Source organism: Pedobacter folensis (assembly GCF_056490665.1).
This window is the reverse complement of record NZ_JBWJIF010000001.1, coordinates 455,673-476,989: the sequence shown is the minus strand read 5'-3', so window position 1 is coordinate 476,989 and position 21,317 is coordinate 455,673. Positions and strand designations below refer to the sequence as shown.

The window sequence follows — 21,317 nt, the reverse complement described above, 5'->3', positions numbered from 1 at the left end:
AAATATGGAAAAAGATTTCGAACACGATAATCCGGAGAACTGGAAATGGGGTACTTTTTATTTCAATAAAAAAGATTCGAGATTAATTGTTCCGAAACGTGTAAAATTGCTTGGTTGGACATTCAATTTTGCACATCCGATATCTTATATTATCATCGCATTGATCTTCATATTTGTTTTTTATCAATTCTATCGAAATAATATATGAGTGATAGAAATTTAAGCTCCACGTTAGGAAATCCAAAAATTATCGGAATTATTCCTGCACGATATGCCTCTACCCGTTTTCCGGGAAAGCCGTTAGTAGATATTGCTGGAAAAAGCATGATCCAAAGGGTTTACGAACAGGCATCGAAAGCCAAAAGCTTATCGAAAGTAGTCATTGCCACCGATGATGAACGGATTGCCGATGAAGTAAAACGGTTTGGTGGAGAATTTATCTTCACCTCATCTGATCACCAAAGCGGAACCGACAGATGCGCTGAAGTGATTGAAACTTTACCCGGCTACGATATTGTGATCAACATACAAGGCGATGAACCATTTATCGAACCTGCCCAGATTGAATTATTGGCAAGCTGCTTTACCGAAGAAAAAGTACAACTGGCAACGTTAATCAAATCGATCCAAAGCCAGGAAAGTGTATACAATCCCAATAGCCCTAAAGTGGTGATCGATGTAAACGGTCGTGCCATGTATTTTAGCCGGAGTCCAATTCCTTTTATCAGAAATGGTGAACCAGGTGTATGGGCAGAAAAACATCAGTTTTATAAACATATTGGTATTTATGGTTACCGGACAGAATCGTTGAAAGCCATTACCAAATTGCCTCCATCCTCTTTAGAAATTGCCGAAAGTTTAGAGCAGCTTCGCTGGATTGAAAACGGATTTTACATTCAGACTAAAGTAACTGACTTAGAAACAGTTGCAATAGACACCCCAGAAGATTTATTGAAACTAAATAAATTACTTAAGGCGTTGAAACTGGAATAATTGGTTATAAGTTTAGGGCTTAGCGGTTATTACTACTCCCTAAACCCTAAACGCCCTGCGCTAACCATTCATTTACCTAATCACCAGCTCCATCTGGATATTGCAACGCGTATACGGCGTTGGTTTACCTGCCACTTTTTGAAAACCTAACTTGTGATATAAATTTATTGCCGGTTTTAAAATGGTATTGCTTTCTAAATAAATTTTAGATGCGCCTAACGATCTGGCTTTTTCTACAATGGCATTTGCCAATAAAAAGCCAACATTTTTACCCTGTGCTTTTGGTGATACGGCCATCTTGGCCAGTTCAAAATCGTATTCGCCGTCATTCATTTTAATTAATGCACAAACGCCCAGGGGCTCACCTTCGTAAAGTGCAATGAGTATAAAACCTCCTTTATCTAAAATATAACCCTGCGGATTGTCCAGCGCTTTATAATCAGAATCTTCCATGGTAAAATACTGTGAAATCCATTCCACATTGAGCGACCTGAATATGTCCTGGTATTTGGGCTGGTAATCGACAATTTCGACTTTTAAGCTATCACGCTCTTTTTTCTTTTCCATTACCCTTCTTAGTAAAGTTTTTTGTTCCAATAAAAACTCCCACTCGCCTATGGCTTCCCAAAGGTTATTTTGCGATTGAGCGGAAATTTCTTCAACGGCTGCATTTACATCAATTAATTGATCTTCTATTTTTGCCGAAATCTCCATCCCCATTTCTGAAAGACTCACCACATTTCTACGTCCGTCGGCTTTATCTTTACTTTCTTTAACATAACCTTTTCTCAGCATTTCGCTGATAATTTTACTTACTGAAGGGTGCGAATGACCGATTTCTTTAGCGAGTTCGGTTATGGTTTTTTCCTTGTCATTGGTTAAAGCATAAAATACCGGAAACCACTTGGGCTGCATATCAATATCATACAATTGATAGATCTGAGCACCATCTTCTGTCACTTTATCGGTTAACATCCTTAATCTGCTTCCTATAGCGACCTTACCTACCTGTTCAAAAAAATTCATAACAATAATTAATTACGTAATCAGTTACGCAAATATAAAAACTTAATTATTGATCACAAATTTTTGATCTGTAAATCATTCAATTTAAATTTTTACTATTTTAGATCGATTTACCAATATGAAAAGAAAATCCATCACATTACTCCTGTTAACTATCGTTTTTTTTGCCTGTAATTCGGACAACAAAAAGGTAAACAATGCCATAGAATTTAAAAACGTTAACCAAAGCCTCGCTAAGTCATTCTCCGATTTAAAACGTTTGGATACTTTTAAAATCGAACTCACCGGCAGAAAACCTGAAGAAATGGTTTTGAACTTTACGATTAAAAATGCCGATGGAAAAGAAATTTACAATACCAAAATCAAAGGAACTGAATTATTGGGCAGTACTGATCCAAATGTTGATCTCTCCAAGGAAAAAGACCAGGTTATATTTTTAAAAACCATTGCCGATGATTTTTTTAGTGATGATAATTTTCTCGAACCTGCTGTAATGCCGGAAGATAAGGCCGATAATTACACGCCCGACAAAGCCCTTTACGAAGAATTAAAGAAATCGGGATTAAACGGTTTCAAATATCGTTTAGGGAAAGAGAATAACATTTACATTGCCTGGAGCGAAAAAGAGCAGAAAGTAAAAATTTACTACAACTGTTGTTAATAGCTATAAATCAATGTCAGGAAATTAGAATCCAATTCGTTGTTAAAAAAAGCCACAGATTCGCAGATTGTATCTAATCTGTGAATCTGTGGCAAAAAATAAAAATTTGTAGAAAAGTAAGTCTTGCACTAAAAGTCCATAGTTTCAACTAAGAAATGAGACCAATGAAAAGATCTGAGTTTATTGCAAACCGCCTGAGAGAAGTTTTATTAAACGGATATTGGATTGCCAATACCAACTACAAGGACCAGTTATTAAGTATTACCTGGCAACAGGCTACACATCAGATAGCAGATTTAAACACCATTGCGGCTTTAACCTTTCACATTAATTATTACCTGCTTGGCATTTTAAATGTATTTAAAGGCGGCTTGCTCGAAATTAAAGATCAATATAGTTTCGACCTTCCGCCAATACAATCAGAAGCGGATTGGAAAAAACTGGTGGAAGCGTTTTTGGCAAATTCGGCAGCTTTCGCTGATGAAGTAGCACAAATTCCTGATGAAAAATTAGATGAAATATTTGTAAATGAAAAGTATGGCACCTATCTGCGCAATATAGAAGGCGTAATTGAGCATAGCTATTACCATTTTGGACAAATTGTACTCATCAAAAAATTGATCTTGGCAGCAGAAAAATAAAATGCCATCATTCCCTGTGTTAAGCTATCCCTCCAACTTTTCTTTACGAAAAAATATTTTAATATTTATTTTTAAACTAAATAAATAGTTGTAGTTTAGTGCACTTAACCAAACATAAATTATTTAACGTTTCTCCAGATCCTCCATGCTCAAGCAACTCTTCTCGGCTCTTATTTTTTCATTACTATTTTTACCCGCACTGGCACAAAACGCAAGCATCAAAGGTGTTGTAGTTGATACAGTTGAAAAAACAAAATTACAAAATAGTGCTATCCTGCTGATATCAAGCAAAGATTCTATTTTAATTAAAGATGCACGCACTAAGGCCAACGGTGCATTCGAGTTTTCGAATTTAAAAAAAGGAAATTATACCCTGGTGGTTACCTTCCCTAAAATGGCCGATTATATCAGAGACATCCAGTTGTCTGATTCATCCAAATTCAACCTGGGTAATATTGCGATGGATAGCAAAGCCACGCTCTTAAATGAAGTGGTAATTAAGGCTCAAAAACAGGCCATTAGCATGAAAGGCGATACGATAACTTATCAGGCAGATAGTTTTGCAGTAAAACCACATGCCAATCTACAGGATTTATTAAGGCGCTTACCAGGAATTGAGGTTGATAAAGATGGCGCCATAAAAGCTGGCGGAAAAGATGTAAACACGCTTTTGGTTGATGGCGAGGAATTTTTTGGCGACGATCCGCTTCTGGCACAAAAATACCTGAAAGCCAATGCAGTTAGCGAAGTTCAGGTTTACGATAAAAAAACCAAAGAAGAAGAATTATCAGGCATAAAAGAAGGCGATGCCAAAGAGAAAGTCATGAACATCAAGCTCAAGGAAAACGCCAAAAACGGGTATCTCAGTACCCTGGATGCCAATAGCGACCTCAAGCACTATAAAAATATCGGTGGTATGGCGGGCATTTATAAAAACAAATTAAAAGCTGCTGTATTTGGATCCAATTCCAATACCAATCAGGATTCGAAAGCAAGTGCCGCCATGAGCAAGTTAAAAGGTAATGATTACGATGTAATTGAAGTGGGCGATGACGGCAGTACGGTGATGATCAGCTATGGCGGCGGCCGTGATGAAGATGATTTTTCACCATCCAGTGGCCTGCCTGATGTAACCGGGTATGGTGCCCATTTTTCCGACAAATGGAATGAAAACAAAATTGGCTTAAAACTGAATTATAAAGGCAGTGAAAGAAATATATTGGACAGAACCACCTATAAAAACCAGTCGTTATTGCCTAATGGAACGAATTTTTTTAGCGAAGGCAGATCAAACAGCGAAACCAGAAACACCGGGCAAAGTTTAAAAGGTAGCGTTGATGTTAAAATAGATTCACTTTCTACCTTAAAAATATCGTTTGCAGGCAGTAAACGAAAAAACAGCAGCCAGTATATAAGCGCCAACGAAACCAAAAATGACGCCGGGATATTTGTTAACAACAGTGATCAGTTTAACGACAGCAATGGCGACAATGATTTGTTTAACGGAAATATCAATTACTCGAAAAAGTTTGTAAAAAAAGGAAGAACACTTTCCATTGATATACAACCTGAAACCAAAAGCAGCACCAGCCTGGGTACCAGTTTAAGTGTAACCAATTATTACGATGGCAGTGGAACAATTAACAGAACGGTTAACCAGAATTTCCTGAACGATAATTCGGGCACTGAAAGCTCTCTCGGCACCAGAATATCGTATACAGAACCTTTGGGCAAACAATTTTCATTACAAACAGCCTACAGCTTTAAAACAGTGGCATCAAATAGCCATAAACTGGTGTTCGATAAATCATTAAATAATAAACGTATCGATTCGCTGAGCAACAATTTCGATTTCAATAATTTTTCGAACATTGGTAAAGTGGTATTGCAATACAGATCGAAGAAGTTCACCTTATCTGGTGGTGCAGAGGCTACCGAAACCACATTTGAGCTGAATGATTTAGACCGGAACAACAAATTTAACCGGAACTATTTAAACTGGGCCCCACAGAGTAACTTCAACTATAAACTGGGCAAAAGTACCAGTGTATCATTAAGCTACAACGGAAATACCCGACAGCCTAGTCTGGATCAATTACAGCCCATCAGACAAATCAACAATCCACTTTATGAAATAAGAGGTAATCCAGATTTAAAACCATCGTTCAACAATAATTTTGGCTTTAATTTTAATATTTACCAGCAAAAATCGCAGATGTACGCCTACGTATACGGCGGCTATAGCTTTACCAAAAATGCTGTTGTGAGTACGAGAACAGTTGATGAGGTAAACAAAACCATCAGCAGTTATATCAATTTAGATGGGAATAATAATTTTTACGGAGGTGCAAGCTTTAATAAAAGTTTTAGTAAAATTCATTTTAATACCGGCTTTAATGCCAGTTTTAACCATTCGACATCCGTTTCCATTTTAAACAATAAACTGAATGAAAATATAAACAACAGCCTGAGTTTCCGTCCACGCTTTAGTTATTATGGCAATAAAGTTCAGCTGCAGTACAATCCTTCCTTTACGTTTTCGAACAGCCGGTCATCCATCGGTTCGATAAATAATGGGAAAAGCTTTATCCACAATCATGATATTTCAGGGAACATCCAGCTCCCGTATAATACCGAGTTTAACACCACCATATCATTATCTTATCAACCGGCCAATTCCTCATTTAGCACACCCGTAAATATTGCATTATGGAACGCTTATTTATCAAAGAAAATGCTTAAATCACAAGAGTTAGAAGTAAAAGTATCCATTTCTGATATTCTGGCAGAGAAAATTGGCTATAACCGTTATGTTGGAGGCAATAGCATCAGCGAATACACCAACAGCTTTATTCCGAGGTACGTACTGATTGGCGTTACCTATAATTTAACCGGAAACTTCATTAAACAAGACAAAAAATAACATAAGATGAAACACTTAGGATTAACAATGATGCTGTTTTTTGCAGTGACGATAATTAAAGCACAAACCGTTTTCATCAAGAGTGCTAAAATAACTTTCGAGAAAAAAATCAACCAAAAACAGCAACTGGCTTCAAACTCCTGGATATCTGACGATGCCAGGGATAAAATGAGCAAGTACAGGATTTCCAATTGGGATTACAGCTTTAACGATAGCTGCTCTATTTATAAGCTTAAACCAAAAGAAACCTTAAACGATAATAATTTCTTCTTTATTGCCGGGGAGAATACAAATGAAATGTACACCGACTTTAGTAAAAAGGCAAGGGTAATCAGAAAACCAATAAATGGCGAAGATTTTATTTTAAAAGACACTATCCCCCATCTCAACTGGAAAATCATGCACGATGTACGCCAAATTGCCGGTTACGAATGTCGTAAAGCGACCGCAGTAATAAACGATTCCGTTACCGTAGTGGCTTTCTATAGTGAAGAAATTTTATTAAAAGGCGGTCCAGAAGGATTTACGGGTTTGCCTGGAATGATATTGGGCCTGGCCATACCACGATACAACACCACCTGGTTTGCCACCAAGGTTGAGGCCAAAAACGTTCCCATCTTAAACATTGTTCCACCTTCAAAAGGAAAAAGGACGGATACTGAAAAAGATTTCAAAAAAATGATCGACCTCTATACCCGTTATGATGATAAAAAGAACCCCAGAAAGATAGAAGATATTAAAAAAGAACTTTACAAGCTGATACTTTAAGTTGGCGCCTAAGCTAAAACAGTCACTATCAGAGATATAATATGATGAAAAAATAATCTGGCAAGTATCTAATCGAGCGATAATTTTTTGTACCTTTGTATCCCGTACAAAAACAATTAAACAGGCTCAAAACACCTGGTTAATTCCACAAATTATCAATCATGACAAAGTATATTTTTGTTACGGGCGGTGTTACTTCCTCTTTAGGTAAGGGCATCATTTCCGCATCTTTAGCTAAACTTTTACAGGCACGTGGCTACCGTGTAACCATTCAAAAATTCGATCCGTACATCAATATCGATCCGGGAACTTTAAATCCATACGAACATGGCGAATGCTTTGTAACCGAAGATGGTGCTGAAACCGACCTGGATCTTGGTCATTATGAGCGTTTCCTTAACGTTCCAACATCGCAGGCAAACAACATTACTACCGGCCGTATTTATCAGAACGTCATTAACAAAGAACGTAAAGGTGAGTACCTGGGTAAAACAGTTCAGGTTGTACCTCATATTACAGACGAAATTAAACGCAACATGCGTATTTTAGGCGATAGCGGTGAATACGATATTGTGATTACTGAACTTGGCGGAACTGTTGGTGATATTGAATCTCTACCCTTTATTGAGGCTGTTCGTCAGTTTAAATGGGAAGAAGGCAGTACCAATGCTATTGTTATCCACTTAACCCTGGTACCTTATTTAGCTGCTGCCGGCGAGTTAAAAACGAAACCAACACAACACTCTGTTAAAGCTTTACTGGAATACGGAATACAGCCGGATATACTGGTTTGCAGAACCGAGCACCACATTAGTCCTGAGATCAGAAAAAAAATTGCTTTATTTTGTAACGTTAACATCAATGCGGTAGTCGAATCGATGGATGCATCTACTATTTATGATGTGCCATTGTTGATGTTAAAAGAACAATTGGATAAAACTGTTTTATCGAAATTAAAATTACCGACCAAAAGCGATCCGGATATGGAAAGCTGGAAAGATTTCTTAGGCCGTTTAAAAAATCCTACGGCAGAGGTTAGAATTGGTTTGATTGGTAAATATGTAGAATTACCTGATGCTTATAAATCAATTATCGAATCTTTTGTACACGCAGGTTCGAAAAATGAATGTAAGGTGAAGGTAGAATATATTCACTCAGAAGGAATTTTCCCTGATAATGTAAAAGATAAATTAGGTCACTTACAAGGTGTTTTAGTGGCGCCAGGTTTTGGTAGCCGCGGTATTGAGGGTAAAATTGATGCCATAAAATATGTTCGTGAGAACAATGTTCCTTTCTTCGGCATCTGCCTGGGTATGCAATGTGCTGTGATCGAATTTGGCCGTAACGTTTTAGGTTTGAAAGATGCACATACGACAGAAATTGAAGAAAATGCTGCAAATCCTGTAATTAACATGATGGAAGAGCAGAAAAAAATAACAAACAAAGGTGGAACAATGCGTTTAGGCTCTTACCCTTGCGATATTAAAAAAGGAACAAAAGCTTTTTCTATATACGGTAAATCGCACATTAATGAGCGTCACCGTCACCGTTACGAATTTAATAATGATTATTTAAAACAATACGAAGATGCAGGAATGATTGCATCAGGTATGAATCCGCAAACCAATTTAGTTGAAATTGTGGAGCTTAAAAATCATCCCTTTTTCGTTGGCGGACAGTTTCACCCGGAATTAAAATCAACAGTTGCTAATCCTCACCCACTTTTTGTTAAATTTGTCGCCGCTGCGATGGAGTTTGCAAAAAAGAAAACGAATTAAAAGCAGTATATACGTAAATAATGGATAGAAATACCTTTACAGGACTGTTCCTGATTATGATCATTTTGGCAGGATCATTCTATTTTTTGAGGCCGAACGAGGCTGAAATGAAAAAAGCCAAAGAAACAGAGCATTTAGATTCTTTGAAAAAAGCTGGCGTTACACCAGTACAAAAAGATACCACTAAAACAGCTGCAATTGCTAACCCGGCTGTAGATTCTTTAGCGTTAAAAGGTCCTTTTGGTACCGCGATAACCGGTACAGAAGCCAATACCGTGTTAGAAAACGAGAACTTATTAATTACTTTAAGCAATAAAGGCGGTAAAATTACTTCGGTTGAAATTAAAGGCCAGAAAACCTTTACTGGCAAACCGCTGATTTTATTTGATGGAAATCAGAACAAGTTTGGTTTAAATCTTAATGCTGCTGGTAAAGTAATTAACACCAACGATTTATACTTTACTCCAACAAAAACCGGAAATACAGTTACCATGCGTGCCAATTATGGCGCTAACGCATATGTAGAATATGTATACGATTTAAAAGCGTCAAGTAATAAAGTTGCTTTCAACATCAATTTAGTTGGCTTACAACAAGTAATTGCAGGTAATAACATTGGTTTAAACTGGCAGACTACTTTATTACAGCAAGAAAAATCGATCGAAAGTGAGCACCGTTACTCTGCACCATACTACAAATATTTAGATGGCGATGTAGACCACCTAAGTGTTTCGAAAGATGAGAAAGAAGATTTATCGAAAGGTAAAATCCAGTGGTTCTCTTTCAAACAACACTTTTTCTCAGCTTCTTTAATCTCTAAACAGGCTTTCGAAAAAGGAAGTTTAGAAGTTAAAATTCCAACAGCTCCAGGTTTGGTGAAGTTTTATGATGCCAATATGCAATTGCCATATGCACATACGGCTAACCAGGTTTATGAAATGGAATTCTATTTTGGAACCAACAAATTCTCGGCGCTAAAAGCACAAGGTTACGATTTAGAGCAACAGGTTGATATGGGCTACTGGCCATTGAAATACATTAACCGTTTCATTGTACTACCTGTATTTAACTTTTTAAACAGCTTTGGCTGGAACTATGGATTAATCATTTTGGTATTAACCATTTTATTAAAAGTTGCTTTATCGCCACTTACTTATAAGTCTTATCTTTCAATGGCTAAAATGAGGGTATTGAAGCCGGAAATGGACGAAATTAAAGCTAAAGTAGGCGAAGATAACCCAACATTGGTTCAACAGGAATATTTAAAACTCTATAAGAAAGCCGGTGTAAATCCGCTGGGCGGATGTTTACCTATGGTATTACAATTGCCTTTGGTAATGGCCTTCTTCTTCTTCTTCCCTAACTTGTTTGAGTTACGTGGCGAGAGTTTCTTGTGGATGAAAGATTTATCAACTTATGATGAGTTTATCAAATTCGGTGTAAAAATTCCTTTCATCGGCGATCACTTAAGTTTAATGTGTGTATTGATGACCATCTCTACATTGATTATGACTTATTTCAACAATCAGGTTTCTGGAGCAACAGGTCAAATGAAGTACATCGGTTACATCATGCCGGTTATTTTCTTAGGTGTGTTAAATAGCTACCCTGCCGGATTAAACTATTATTATTTCTTAGCCAACTTAATGACTTTCGGACAGCAGTTCTTAATTCGTAAAATGGTTGATGATGATAAAATCCATGCTTTGATTCAGCAAAACAAAGCCAGACCAGCTGATGAGAAAAAGAAAAAGTCTAAATTCCAGCAACGTTTGGATGACTATATGCGTCAGCAACAACAAGCTAAAAAGTAATCTTACTTTTAAATTATACGGAATCCCCGATTACTTCAAAGTGATCGGGGATTTTTGTTTTGGGCGGAGCGGATGGTGTGAAGCGTAAGGCGTATGGCGTGAAGCGTTTAGCGGAGAACGCCCAGCAAGGAGTTTTACACAATATATCTTCGGACCTTCCAACCTTCAGCCTTTATGGCTTTTAATTGTAATATTTGACATACAAGTTTCTTAATAAGCTAAAAAATTCCAATTTTAGAAGATTAAATCTCAACCAACAAATTACTTAACTTTTAAAAATGCAAAAGAGACTAACTATTATTCTGTTTTTCGTTGTCAGCTTTGCCTACGCACAAAAGAAACCCTTAGATCATTCGGTATACGATACCTGGGAATCAGTAGGAACAAAGCAATTATCAAATAATGGTCAATGGGCGATGTACAGCATCTTACAGCAAGAAGGAGATGCACAGCTGTACCTGACCAATATTAAAACCAATGCGAAGATGAACATCCCAAGAGGAATGAACTCGCAGTTTAGTAACGATTCCAAATTCGCGGCTTTTAACATCCGCCCTTTAAATAAAGATTTACGTCAGGCTAAAATAAAAAAGAAAAAAGCTGATGAATTGCCAAAAGATTCGTTGGGTATTGCTAACCTTACTACCAATGCCGTTACTAAAGTGGCCAGGGTAAAATCTTTCAAATTTCCTGAAGAAGGTGCGGGTGTGATGGCTTACTTAACTGAAAAACCAGATACAGCAAAAAAAACAGTAAAACCAGCTGATAAAAAAGATGGCGAAACAGATTTTGCTGATGATGAGCCTGCGGCTAAAGGTAAAACTGAAGAAGGAACCGATTTAGTGGTAAAAAACCTTTTAACAGGTACAGATAAAACCTATAAATTCGTTACCGACTATTACTTCAGTAAAGATGGAAAACAATTGGTTTTTGCCTGCAGTGGCTCTAAAAAGGACAAAACTGCTCCACAAGGAGTATTTTTGTTAAATACAGAAAAAGGTACACTTAAAACCCTGATTAAGGGCAAAGGAAGTTTCAAAAATTTCACCTTTGATGAGGAAAGCGAGCATGTGGCTTTTGTAGGCGAGCAAAGCCCGGAGAAACAGGAAATAAAAGATTACAATATTTATTACAACTCTTTAACGCTTGATACTGCACAGATATTGGTTGATTTTGATATGCCTGGCCTACCCGCAAAATGGTCGGTTAATGGCGATGGTAAAATCACTTTTAGTAAAGATGGCAAGAAATTGTTTTTCGGCATCTCTCCTATCAAAAAACCAAAAGATACCACTATCGTAGACTTCGAAGTGGCGAAAGTTGATGTCTGGAATTACAAAGACGATTATTTGCAGCCTATGCAACTAAAAAACGCAGAAAGAGACAGCAAAAAAAGTTATTTATCGGTGATTGATGTTTACAGCAGTGACCCAAAAGTAATTCCGCTTACCGATTTAAAATTACCTGATGCAAATATCATAGCGGAAGGTGATGCCGGGCAGGTTTTAGCTTCTACAGATTACGGTCGCAGGATAGAATCGCAATGGAGCGGTTCAACTTCAAAAGATTACTATTTGGTTGACACTAAAAATGGCCAGAAAAAGAAAATCATCGAGAACCTCAATGGTTATGCATTGGCTTCACCGGCAGGAAATTATGTTTTATACTTCGATCGAAAATCGGGCAGTTGGAATACCTACAATGTAACCACAGCAAAGGTTACCGTTTTAACGGCAGGTTTAAGTGAAAAATTTGTTGATGAAGAGAATGATGTGCCAGACTTACCTTCTGCTTATGGCTTAGCTACCTGGACTGAAGGTGATAAAGCTGTTTTAATTAACGATAAATATGATATCTGGTCATTCTCACCAGACGGAAAATTGGCACCAAAGAATATTACTGCCGGTTTTGGAAGAGCAAACAACATTACTTTCCGTTACGAAAGAGTACAACAAGACAACAGATTTGAGCGCAATGCAGATAGCAAATTTGTAAAAGCGAACGAAACGGTTTGGTTAGACGGCTTTAACAACCTCACTAAAGAAAATGGTTTTTACCGCACCAACGTTGGTTCGGCTAAAGCACCAGAATTGGTGGTAATGGCTAAGTTTAAATATTCAAACCTGGTAAAAGCTAAAGATGCCGATGTTTACATTTACGATAAAGCCAATTACGTAGAATCGCCAAATGTTTACATTACTACAGATTTCAAAACGGAAACCAAATTAAGCAATACCAATCCTCAACAAAAAAACTACAACTGGGGTACGGCTGAGCTGGTGAAATGGACCACGCCAAAAGGCTATAAGGCTGAAGGCATCCTTTACAAACCTGAAAACTTCGATCCAAATAAGAAATATCCGATGATTGCTTATTTCTACGAAAAATTAACGGATGGTTTATATACCTATCAGGCGCCGGCTCCTACGCCATCACGTTTAAATATTTCTTATTTCGTGAGTAACGGATACCTGGTTTTTGCACCTGATATTAGTTACGAAACTGGTCATCCAGGCAAATCGGCAGTTGAATTTATCAATTCAGGTGTAGAAAGTCTGAAGAAAAATAGCTGGGTTGATGGAAGTAAAATTGGTATTCAGGGACAAAGCTGGGGCGGTTATCAGGTAGCATACCTTATTACACAAAATAACATGTATGCTGCAGCTTGGGCTGGTGCACCTGTAGCCAATATGACTTCTGCTTATGGTGGTATCCGCTGGGAAACGGGCATGAACCGTCAGTTCCAATATGAGAAAACACAAAGCCGTATCGGTGCAACCCTTTGGGAAAAACCTGAGTTATATATCGAGAACTCACCATTGTTTATGTTTCCGAAAGTAAATACACCAGTTGTGGTAATGGCGAACGATGCAGACGGTGCTGTGCCATGGTATCAAGGGATTGAGATGTTTACAGGCTTGCGTCGCTTAGGTAAACCAGTCTGGATGCTTAACTACAATGGTGAAGCACACAATTTGGTCCAACGCCAGAACCGTAAGGATATTCAAATCCGCGAACAACAGTTTTTCGACTATTATTTAAAAGGTGCAAAGGCTCCGGCCTGGATGACCAGTGGAATTCCTGCTACTGAAAAAGGAAAAACCTGGGGTTTTGAGTTAACAGATGATAAACCTTAGTTAGTCGGGAGTCAGAAGTCCTGAGTCCAAAGTCAAAAAAGTCCATGGTTGATAGTATATCTATTGGTCATGGACTTTTTCGGTTGATAGTTAATGGCTAATGGTCAAAAATTCCTATGTGATCAGTCTATCAACTATTTGACCATGAACCATAAACTGAAAAGATATATCATTTGATAGGCACAAACCTAACTTCGGACTAAAGCCTCCCAACTCCAAACTCTCTTCTATGAACTTTCGACTAAAAAAGGTATTTTAACCCCTTCAAATAAAACTAAACAACCCTAATGGCATTAAGCAGAATCTGGTCAGCATTTATTATCGTGGCTATTGTAGTAGCAAGTATTAAATGTTTCTTTTTCGGACATAGCGATATTTTTAACTGGATGGTAATTGGTAAATCATCCGATCCTTTGAATCCCTTAAAATTAGATGGTATTATCGAAACCTGCTGGATCGCGGTTGACCTTTGCATTAAATTAATCGGAACACTGGCCTTATTTATGGGCTTAATGAGCATTGCTGAAAAAGCAGGTGGCATCCGTTTATTATCCAGAATTATTGGTCCATTCTTTTCGAAACTCTTTCCTGAGATCCCAAAAGGGCACCCCTCTATGGGACATATGATCATGAATTTCTCAGCCAATTTATTAGGCTTAGATAATGCAGCCACGCCATTTGGTATCAAGGCCATGGAAAGTTTGCAAGAACTCAATCCAAATAAAGATGTTGCCAGCAATTCGCAGATTATGTTTTTATGTTTACACGCTGCAGGTTTATGTTTAATTCCCGTAAGTGTAATTGCCATTAGGTCAACTCAAAATGCGCAAGACCCAACCGATATTTTCATTCCTTGTTTAATCGTCACTTTTGTCGGCACCATGGCCGCGATGCTTATTGTATCCTTTAAACAAAAAATAAACTTGCTTCAACCGGTTATCATTACCTGGGTATTAAGTATCTCAGCAGTGGTTGGTTTACTGGTTTGGTATGTAAGCAAGTTAAATGCAGAAAGCATAAAATCATTTTCAGGCTTATTAAGTGGTGGAATAATCTTATTGATCTTTTTATTGATTGTATTGGGTGCCTTATATAAAAAAATAGATGTTTTTGATGCGTTTATTGATGGTGCCAAAGGTGGATTTGAAACGGCACTGAAAATCGTTCCTTATTTAGTTGGGATTTTAGTTGCGGTAAGTATGCTGAGAACCAGCGGGACTTTTGATGTGGTGATGAGCGGCATTAAAAACGTGTTTGTATTTTTTGGAGCCGACACCAAATTTGTTGATGCACTACCAACAGCTTTAATCAGGCCTTTAAGTGGTGGCGCTGCCCGTGGAATGATGGTAAGTACCATGATTTCAAGCGGACCTGATTCATTTGCCAGTAAATTATCGGGTGTTTTCCAGGGTGCTTCTGATACTACTTTTTATGTAGTAGCGGTATACTTTGGATCTGTTGGAATAAAGAATACACGTTATGCCATTGGCTCAATGTTACTGGCTGATTTGGTTGGCGTTTGTACGGCCATTGCACTCAGTTATATGTTTTTTGCATAAATAGTAGTTCATTGGTTTATTGGTCATTGGTTCATTAGTCATTGGTGTATTGATCGATCTATCGTTATTGCGAGACTGATTCACCTGTTGCATTCAGAATAACCAAGAAAGCGTTGAACAGCTACAAAAAACCCCTGTCAGAAAATTATCTGACAGGGATTTTAATAAAACAAGAGCCATAATTTAACCTTAAGAAGTTAATTTTTTAAGGTTTATCCCACCAAACTCGGGCATTCAGATCATCGCTTCCAAGATAAGGAAAGGCCGCAATTGCAGCTTTATAATTCTCCGTATTGTTAGCCTGTTCTTGAGTAGGGTAACCTTCTCTTCTCGGAATGGGTTTGTTACTGTTGTTTGGTGCAGGAGCCAAAAAGCTGGGAAAACCAGTTCTGCGCCATTCGGCCCAGCCCTCATATCCATGCATAAATAAATGCACCCAACGCTGATTGCCAATCTGTTCGAATGCAGTAAGCGGGTTATATATTACAGAAGCATTTAATTTATAAGCCGCTAGCCCACTAATATCATTATTATTCCATTGACGGATCGATTGTTCAATGGCCAGATCATAATTGGTCTTGGCAACTGCATCTCCTCCCGTTATCCAACCCATTTTAGCAGCCTCTGCCAAAGCAAACAAGGCTTGTGCATAAGTAACTAAATAAACGGGAGAATTCTGTTGACGTATTGCTGTTCCCAATAACGAATAATTACCTGGTGTAACTGTAGTAGATAAGCCGTAGTCTAAACCCACATAATTCCCTGCGGTATTTTTTGCTGCAAAAACAGGCAGTCGCGGGTCGTTTAAAGGCTGCATAAAATCTACAACCGGTTTACTCACTGCAAACCAATTTCTGCTGAGTACGGTGAACGAGTTATACCAATAATTCTCCTGAGCAGTAACAGCCAAATGAGGATAGGCCAAATTATCGGTATTTGCGGTCATAATCCCATTGGCAATGGCTTTATTAAATTCTGCAGTTCCTTTAGTTGGATCGACTTTACTTAAACGCAATGCCATTAATAAATGAATAGTATTACCCAGACGTTTCCATTTAGCTACGTCACCTCCATAAACAATATCGTTTTTTAAGTTACCCGTAACAAAACTTGCATTTGCCTCGTCAAGCAGTGCGAAAAGGCTGTTGTAGATACTTTGTTGTGTATCGTACTTAGGCGTAAAATTATCCTTCCCTTTTAACGCATCGGTATAAGGCAGCGGCCCCCACCGATCAGTGGCATGCCACATAAAATAAGCCTTTAATATTTTCGCCACTGCAATCTGGTTGACAATTGGCCCTTCACTTGCATCGAGCGCAGAATTGGTAATTACATTTTGCAGGTTGATCATTGGCCCTTTATATAAACCATAAAAATCGAAATTTGTGGTTACATACCTGGAGTTGTCAGGGAATGAAGTATTGGATAAGTATTGCGGATAATGAACACCATAAGGAGAAGAACTAAGTGTAGGCAAAAACTGCTCTGAATTTGCTATTAATTGTGTGCCGCTAGCCTTCGTAGGGTTATTTGGATCGGTATTGATCGAATCCTTAAATTTACTACAACTGCTCGATAAGGTTAAAACCACTAAGCAATAGTATATTGATTGATTTAATTTTTTCATGGTCTTAAGATTTAAAATTTAACATTTAGGGTTAAACCAAAAGAACGTACCGTTTGCAGTTCTCCTTTTTCGATCCAGCTAATGGCCGAGCTTCCCGAAGATAGTTCTGAAGGATCAACTCCTTTTGGTGCCTTTTGCCAGATCATTACCGGGTTACGCGCCACTGCCGAAAGTTTAACGGCTTTAAACGGTGTTTTACTTAAAAGCTTCGTATCGAAGTTATAACCTAAACTTAACTCGCGGATTTTGATGTAAGAAGCATCATAAACCCACTCATCGTAAAACTTGGTTCCTAAATTTGTTCTATAATATGTTCTGGCATCTACATAAGCCGTAACAGGCTGCCCGGTTACAGAAGAGATCCCCGAAACTTTCACACCACCACCATTCGCTATGGGTTCACGAACGTTCACTCCTTTATCATTTAGTGCAGCAGTAATTTCTGATTGTCCCGATTTTGCCGCTAACATTTGACTCCAGCTAAAAAACTTGCCACCGCTCTGGAAACTGAATGCTGCGCCAAGATCGAATTTCCAGATTTTAAAATTGTTGGTAATTCCACCTGTATAATTTGGCACCACACTGCCGAAGTCGACCCCGTTTACAGAAATAGGCATATTATCTGCTCCTAAAAGTATTTCACCTGTAGCAGGATCACGTTTATATCCCGGTCCAACTAAATTTCCGAAGGATTGGTTTATAGAAGAATTTAGAAAGATAATTTGACTTGAATAGGTATTCTGGTCTAACTGATAAACATTTATACCCGGATATAATTCCTTAATGGTGTTTTTATTCTTTGCATAATTTATGCTGATATCCCACGTAAAAAACTTCGATTTAACGGGCTGGCCAAATAAGGTAAGTTCTAATCCTTTATTCTCAATCAAACCAGCATTAACCACGTAAGTATCGTACCCGCTTGCACCAGACACCGATAAATTGATTACCTGATTTTTATTACGCTGCTGATATAGAGTGAAATCAAGTCCTACCCTGTTGTTTAAAAACCTTAAATCTACACCTGCCTCGTAAGAATTAGCAAAAGAAGGTTTTAGATCAGGATTTTTCAAAATATCCGGCACCGTTAAAGAACTGATTGTTCCACTGGTGGCTGGATATGGACTACCAAAAGCATAAGTTATGGCCGTTTGGAAAGGATCGAAATCAGAACCGGCAATGGCATAACTCGCTCTCAATTTACCATAGCTCAGTACTTTTGATTTGATCAGGTTACTAAATAAAAAGCTTCCTGAAACAGATGGATACCAATAAGAGTTATTAGCAGCAGGTAAAGCTGATGAGATATCATTACGAATTGATGCATCAAGAAAATACGTATCCTTATAACCAAATGAGCCCATGGCATAAATACTTCTAACCTGTTTTTGACGCAGATAAGAACTACTGTTTGGCCGATCTACAGAAGCCGCAATGGTATACGTGTTTGGACTGGATAAACCGCCAACTGTTGATTGCGACGTTTGGGTAAATTTGGTTGTGTAAAGATTCGCTCCTGCATTTATATTAACAGAGAAATCGTTAATAGTCTTATTGAACTGTGCTAAAAATTCATAATTATTATCTATTCCATCTGCTTTGGTAATGGCATAGTTATCTAAATTCCGACCACCAAGAGGCTCTTTGTGCGTAATATTCTGACTAAACATATCTGAACGTACAAAACCACTGATTTTCAATTCAGGCAGTAGCTGATAACTCAGATTTACATCGCCGAATAAACGGTTACGATCATCATTGTTTAATACTTCATAAGCATCAAAAAATGGATTGTTCCAATCACTGGGTTTATTGGTGGTAATTACCCCTGCTGTATTTGGATTTACATTCCAATTCAAAATAGTACCATCCGCATACTTGTAATTTCTCAGTGTATTTACATCCAGGTTACGTTGAAACCATTGTACAGCACCAGTAAATGAGCCTTGATAACCTTGTGTTGGCCTCTGTCCTGAATTATTCGCATAGTTTACATTGGCGCCTATGGTGAGCTTTTTAGTTAAATCGAAAGTGGTGCTTAAACTTAAATTATTTCTTTTTAACCAGGTATTTGGAATAGTACCCTTTGTATAAGCATTGGTATAACCGATTTTAAAAGTAGAATTTTCTGAACCACCGGTAAGAAATATTCCATTATTTACATTTTGGCCTGTCTCAAAAAAATCTTTAATATTATTGGGTTGCGGTTCAAACGGACTTAGCTGGCCGTACTCCGGATCCTGTGGATAAAAGCTATTGATTTTCCTGATTGGTGTACCATCCATTTTTGGGCCCCAGCTTTCATCGTTTCCATTTACATAGTTTTGTCCGTTGGTTAGTTTGGAAAAAACCTGACTGTTACCTACGCCGTAAATGTTCTGTAATGGTAAAAAATTCCCAATTTTATCGATGGTATAAGCAGAGCTGATATCAATCTGCATTTTGGCACCCTTACCTCCTTTTTTAGTGGTAATTAATAACACGCCATATTGTCCTCTAATCCCATATAACGCAGATGCTGCCGGTCCTTTTAAAACATTGATTGATTCGATATCATCAGGGTTAATATCCTGAGAGGTATTTCCATAATCCACACCATTCTCCGAACCTCCAAAATTGTTCTGTGTAATGGGCGTACCATCCAACACCATTAAAGGCGATCCTCCACCGGTTAATGAATTTACACTCCTGATTTTAATTTTTTGTGTTCCGCCTAAACTTGCGCCCGACGAACCAGTTACCTGAATACCAGCTACTTTACCAGCCAGCGAACCAATTACATTGGTTTCTTTGGTCATGGTTAACGCATCACCATCGACCTTTTGAGTGGCATAACCAATGGATTTTTCAGATCTCTTAATGCCCAAAGCTGTTACAACCACTTCGGAAAGTTCTTTAGAATCGGATAAGAGTTTGACATCAACCTGTGTTCGGCCACCAACAGCTACCTCTTGGCTAACAAAGCCTATTGATTTAAAAACCAGTGTAACATTATTTGATGTAACAGTAATGCTGTAAGAACCATCACCGCCTGTAGAAGCGCCGGTTGTACTGCCTTTAACCAGTACACTTACGCCCGGAATGCCAACGTTGCTCTCGTCTGTTACCTTGCCCTTTACAGTGGTTTGGGCATAGGAAACTACGTAACACGCTAAAATTCCTAATAGCATTAGTAATTTTTTGTTCATAATGAAAGATTTAGGTTAATTGATTAGTTAAGTTGTTGTTAAAATACACAATTTAACCCACCAAAACCCATTATGAACCTGGTTTTGCAGGAAGTAGAAAAGTAAAAAAGGATAAATACCGCATAAAACAGCAAAATCCTGCAGATCAATGGCAGAATTTATGCTGCAACATTTTTATTACGCAATTTTAGCAAGATGGTTGGGGAATAGAAATCCTGTGAATGATTTCATCTATAGCATCAGGATCAATGGCTACGTTTTTGGAAGCACACCACTTTTCTGTTTTATTATCTAACCAGATACAAAAAGAATGGTAACCATCTAAAACAACAGCATAAGTTTCGTGAAAATCATCTTGAATACGCATGCAAAATCCCTTAAAAATTTTGCCTCTCACGATGAATTGCAGGGTGGAATAATTTTCTAACATGGCTCATTATATTTTAGGTTAATCTACAACAAATTATAAATGAGAATGTTTCGTTAATTTAAAGGAATTAACAATTAATTCTTAAGCTACCAGAAAAAACTTAACCTATGTTTAACATGTTCGAATAGCCTTTAGCTATTAAACGCTTTTTTGAGGGTAAAAATATCTCACATTGCAGATTTAATATCGTGCGTCCTCTTTTTACAATCGAGGTTTCTGCAATAACTTCGTCACCTTCACTTGCCATAGCAAAATAATCGATATAATTATTTACAGTGGTATAACGTTCGTTTAATCCCATGGTAAAAACAGTGGCACCAATTAAATCATCAATTATACCTGCTGTTACACCACCGTGTAAAATTTGATAAGGATTGGTCATTTCTTTACGGATGGTATACTGGCAAACCAATATCCCATGCTCTGCTTTAATTAAAACCGGAGCCAGCCAATTCATAAAGTTAGATGGCGAATTGGTAATTACCTTGCCAATGGATTGTCGTAAAAAAGTTAAACGCTGTTCGCTTAAGGAAGGTTCCATAAGATGTAAAATGTTATGAGGTAAGATGAATGCGTTAAAAGTAGGAAAAATGGGAGATAGTTCATAGTTCAAGTCCATAGTCCGTAGTCCGTAGTCCGTAGTCCATAAGGTGGAAGGGTTGGCAGCAAAAAGGTTTATTCGATATAAAAAGAAAATGGAAGATATCAATACCTCCCATTTCCTAAACGAAACAAAAACAATATGGCAGATGCAATTATTTAAGATGTATCA

General features: G+C 37.8%; 15 protein-coding genes. 10 read left to right on the top strand and 5 right to left on the bottom strand.

The features are described 5' to 3' along the window. Positions 1-4 precede the first annotated feature (4 nt). Positions 5-208 (top strand): DUF5808 domain-containing protein, encoded by a 204-nt coding sequence (locus AC04QZ_RS01730; RefSeq protein WP_086545937.1) that lies wholly within the window; start codon positions 5-7, stop codon positions 206-208. Further along, positions 205-993 carry a 3-deoxy-manno-octulosonate cytidylyltransferase gene (kdsB, locus tag AC04QZ_RS01725; protein ID WP_086545936.1) on the top strand — a complete coding sequence of 263 codons (789 nt, stop codon included), beginning with the start codon at positions 205-207 and terminating at the stop codon, positions 991-993. Before AC04QZ_RS01730 ends, kdsB begins: the two co-directional genes overlap by 4 nt. 72 nt (positions 994-1,065) lie before the next feature. On the opposite strand, the gene AC04QZ_RS01720 is transcribed toward kdsB, so the two are convergent. Beyond that, positions 1,066-2,019, bottom strand: a complete 954-nt coding sequence (locus tag AC04QZ_RS01720; RefSeq protein ID WP_478356328.1) for a bifunctional helix-turn-helix transcriptional regulator/GNAT family N-acetyltransferase — start codon at positions 2,017-2,019, stop codon at positions 1,066-1,068. Between the two features lie 118 nt (positions 2,020-2,137). On the opposite strand from AC04QZ_RS01720, the gene AC04QZ_RS01715 reads away from it, so the two are divergent. The 8 genes from AC04QZ_RS01715 (at position 2,138) to AC04QZ_RS01680 (ending at position 15,300) form a co-directional block, all read left to right on the top strand. After that, positions 2,138-2,680, top strand: a complete 543-nt coding sequence (locus AC04QZ_RS01715; RefSeq protein WP_478356327.1) for a hypothetical protein — start codon at positions 2,138-2,140, stop codon at positions 2,678-2,680. A 164-nt stretch (positions 2,681-2,844) separates the two neighbouring features. Further along, positions 2,845-3,321 carry a DinB family protein gene (locus AC04QZ_RS01710; protein WP_478356326.1) on the top strand — a complete coding sequence of 159 codons (477 nt, stop codon included), beginning with the start codon at positions 2,845-2,847 and terminating at the stop codon, positions 3,319-3,321. A gap of 145 nt (positions 3,322-3,466) precedes the next feature. After that, the gene (locus tag AC04QZ_RS01705; RefSeq protein ID WP_478356325.1) at positions 3,467-6,244 is read left to right on the top strand and encodes an outer membrane beta-barrel protein; all 2,778 of its coding nucleotides are present in this window, start codon (positions 3,467-3,469) and stop codon (positions 6,242-6,244) included. 6 nt (positions 6,245-6,250) lie between these two features. Then, positions 6,251-7,012, top strand: coding sequence for a GLPGLI family protein (locus AC04QZ_RS01700; RefSeq protein WP_478356324.1), 762 nt, complete (start codon positions 6,251-6,253; stop codon positions 7,010-7,012). Positions 7,013-7,173: 161 nt separating this feature from the next. Next, positions 7,174-8,790, top strand: coding sequence for a CTP synthase (locus tag AC04QZ_RS01695; protein WP_086545930.1), 1,617 nt, complete (start codon positions 7,174-7,176; stop codon positions 8,788-8,790). Positions 8,791-8,810: 20 nt separating this feature from the next. Then, positions 8,811-10,604, top strand: a complete 1,794-nt coding sequence (yidC, locus tag AC04QZ_RS01690; RefSeq protein ID WP_478356323.1) for a membrane protein insertase YidC — start codon at positions 8,811-8,813, stop codon at positions 10,602-10,604. Positions 10,605-10,882: 278 nt separating this feature from the next. After that, positions 10,883-13,741, top strand: a complete 2,859-nt coding sequence (locus AC04QZ_RS01685; RefSeq protein ID WP_478356322.1) for a S9 family peptidase — start codon at positions 10,883-10,885, stop codon at positions 13,739-13,741. Positions 13,742-14,028: 287 nt separating this feature from the next. Continuing rightward, positions 14,029-15,300: a nucleoside recognition domain-containing protein gene (locus tag AC04QZ_RS01680; RefSeq protein WP_086545927.1), complete on the top strand. Its 1,272-nt coding sequence runs from the start codon at positions 14,029-14,031 to the stop codon at positions 15,298-15,300. A 205-nt stretch (positions 15,301-15,505) separates the two neighbouring features. On the opposite strand, the gene AC04QZ_RS01675 is transcribed toward AC04QZ_RS01680, so the two are convergent. From AC04QZ_RS01675 to AC04QZ_RS01660, 4 genes are all read right to left on the bottom strand, one after another. Then, positions 15,506-16,927: a SusD/RagB family nutrient-binding outer membrane lipoprotein gene (locus tag AC04QZ_RS01675; protein WP_478356321.1), complete on the bottom strand. Its 1,422-nt coding sequence runs from the start codon at positions 16,925-16,927 to the stop codon at positions 15,506-15,508. An 11-nt stretch (positions 16,928-16,938) separates the two neighbouring features. Next, positions 16,939-20,115, bottom strand: a complete 3,177-nt coding sequence (locus tag AC04QZ_RS01670; RefSeq protein WP_478356320.1) for a SusC/RagA family TonB-linked outer membrane protein — start codon at positions 20,113-20,115, stop codon at positions 16,939-16,941. A 187-nt stretch (positions 20,116-20,302) separates the two neighbouring features. Next, positions 20,303-20,545, bottom strand: a complete 243-nt coding sequence (locus AC04QZ_RS01665) for a hypothetical protein (protein ID WP_086545924.1) — start codon at positions 20,543-20,545, stop codon at positions 20,303-20,305. A gap of 100 nt (positions 20,546-20,645) precedes the next feature. Next, entirely contained in the window at positions 20,646-21,086 is a 441-nt protein-coding gene (locus tag AC04QZ_RS01660) for a PaaI family thioesterase (protein WP_478356319.1), read from the bottom strand. Positions 21,087-21,317 lie beyond the last annotated feature (231 nt).

Bases quoted from the DNA above. Each gene is read 5' to 3' on its own strand.
- AC04QZ_RS01660 (WP_478356319.1), bottom strand. From the start codon at position 21,086: ATGGAACCTTCCTTAAGCGAACAGCGTTTAACTTTTTTACGACAATCC.
- AC04QZ_RS01680 (WP_086545927.1), top strand. From the start codon at position 14,029: ATGGCATTAAGCAGAATCTGGTCAGCATTTATTATCGTGGCTATTGTA.
- AC04QZ_RS01670 (WP_478356320.1), bottom strand. From the start codon at position 20,115: ATGAACAAAAAATTACTAATGCTATTAGGAATTTTAGCGTGTTACGTA.
- yidC (WP_478356323.1), top strand. From the start codon at position 8,811: ATGGATAGAAATACCTTTACAGGACTGTTCCTGATTATGATCATTTTG.
- AC04QZ_RS01695 (WP_086545930.1), top strand. From the start codon at position 7,174: ATGACAAAGTATATTTTTGTTACGGGCGGTGTTACTTCCTCTTTAGGT.
- AC04QZ_RS01720 (WP_478356328.1), bottom strand. From the start codon at position 2,019: ATGAATTTTTTTGAACAGGTAGGTAAGGTCGCTATAGGAAGCAGATTA.
- kdsB (WP_086545936.1), top strand. From the start codon at position 205: ATGAGTGATAGAAATTTAAGCTCCACGTTAGGAAATCCAAAAATTATC.
- AC04QZ_RS01730 (WP_086545937.1), top strand. From the start codon at position 5: ATGGAAAAAGATTTCGAACACGATAATCCGGAGAACTGGAAATGGGGT.
- AC04QZ_RS01700 (WP_478356324.1), top strand. From the start codon at position 6,251: ATGAAACACTTAGGATTAACAATGATGCTGTTTTTTGCAGTGACGATA.
- AC04QZ_RS01685 (WP_478356322.1), top strand. From the start codon at position 10,883: ATGCAAAAGAGACTAACTATTATTCTGTTTTTCGTTGTCAGCTTTGCC.
- AC04QZ_RS01715 (WP_478356327.1), top strand. From the start codon at position 2,138: ATGAAAAGAAAATCCATCACATTACTCCTGTTAACTATCGTTTTTTTT.
- AC04QZ_RS01710 (WP_478356326.1), top strand. From the start codon at position 2,845: ATGAAAAGATCTGAGTTTATTGCAAACCGCCTGAGAGAAGTTTTATTA.
- AC04QZ_RS01675 (WP_478356321.1), bottom strand. From the start codon at position 16,927: ATGAAAAAATTAAATCAATCAATATACTATTGCTTAGTGGTTTTAACC.
- AC04QZ_RS01665 (WP_086545924.1), bottom strand. From the start codon at position 20,545: ATGTTAGAAAATTATTCCACCCTGCAATTCATCGTGAGAGGCAAAATT.
- AC04QZ_RS01705 (WP_478356325.1), top strand. From the start codon at position 3,467: ATGCTCAAGCAACTCTTCTCGGCTCTTATTTTTTCATTACTATTTTTA.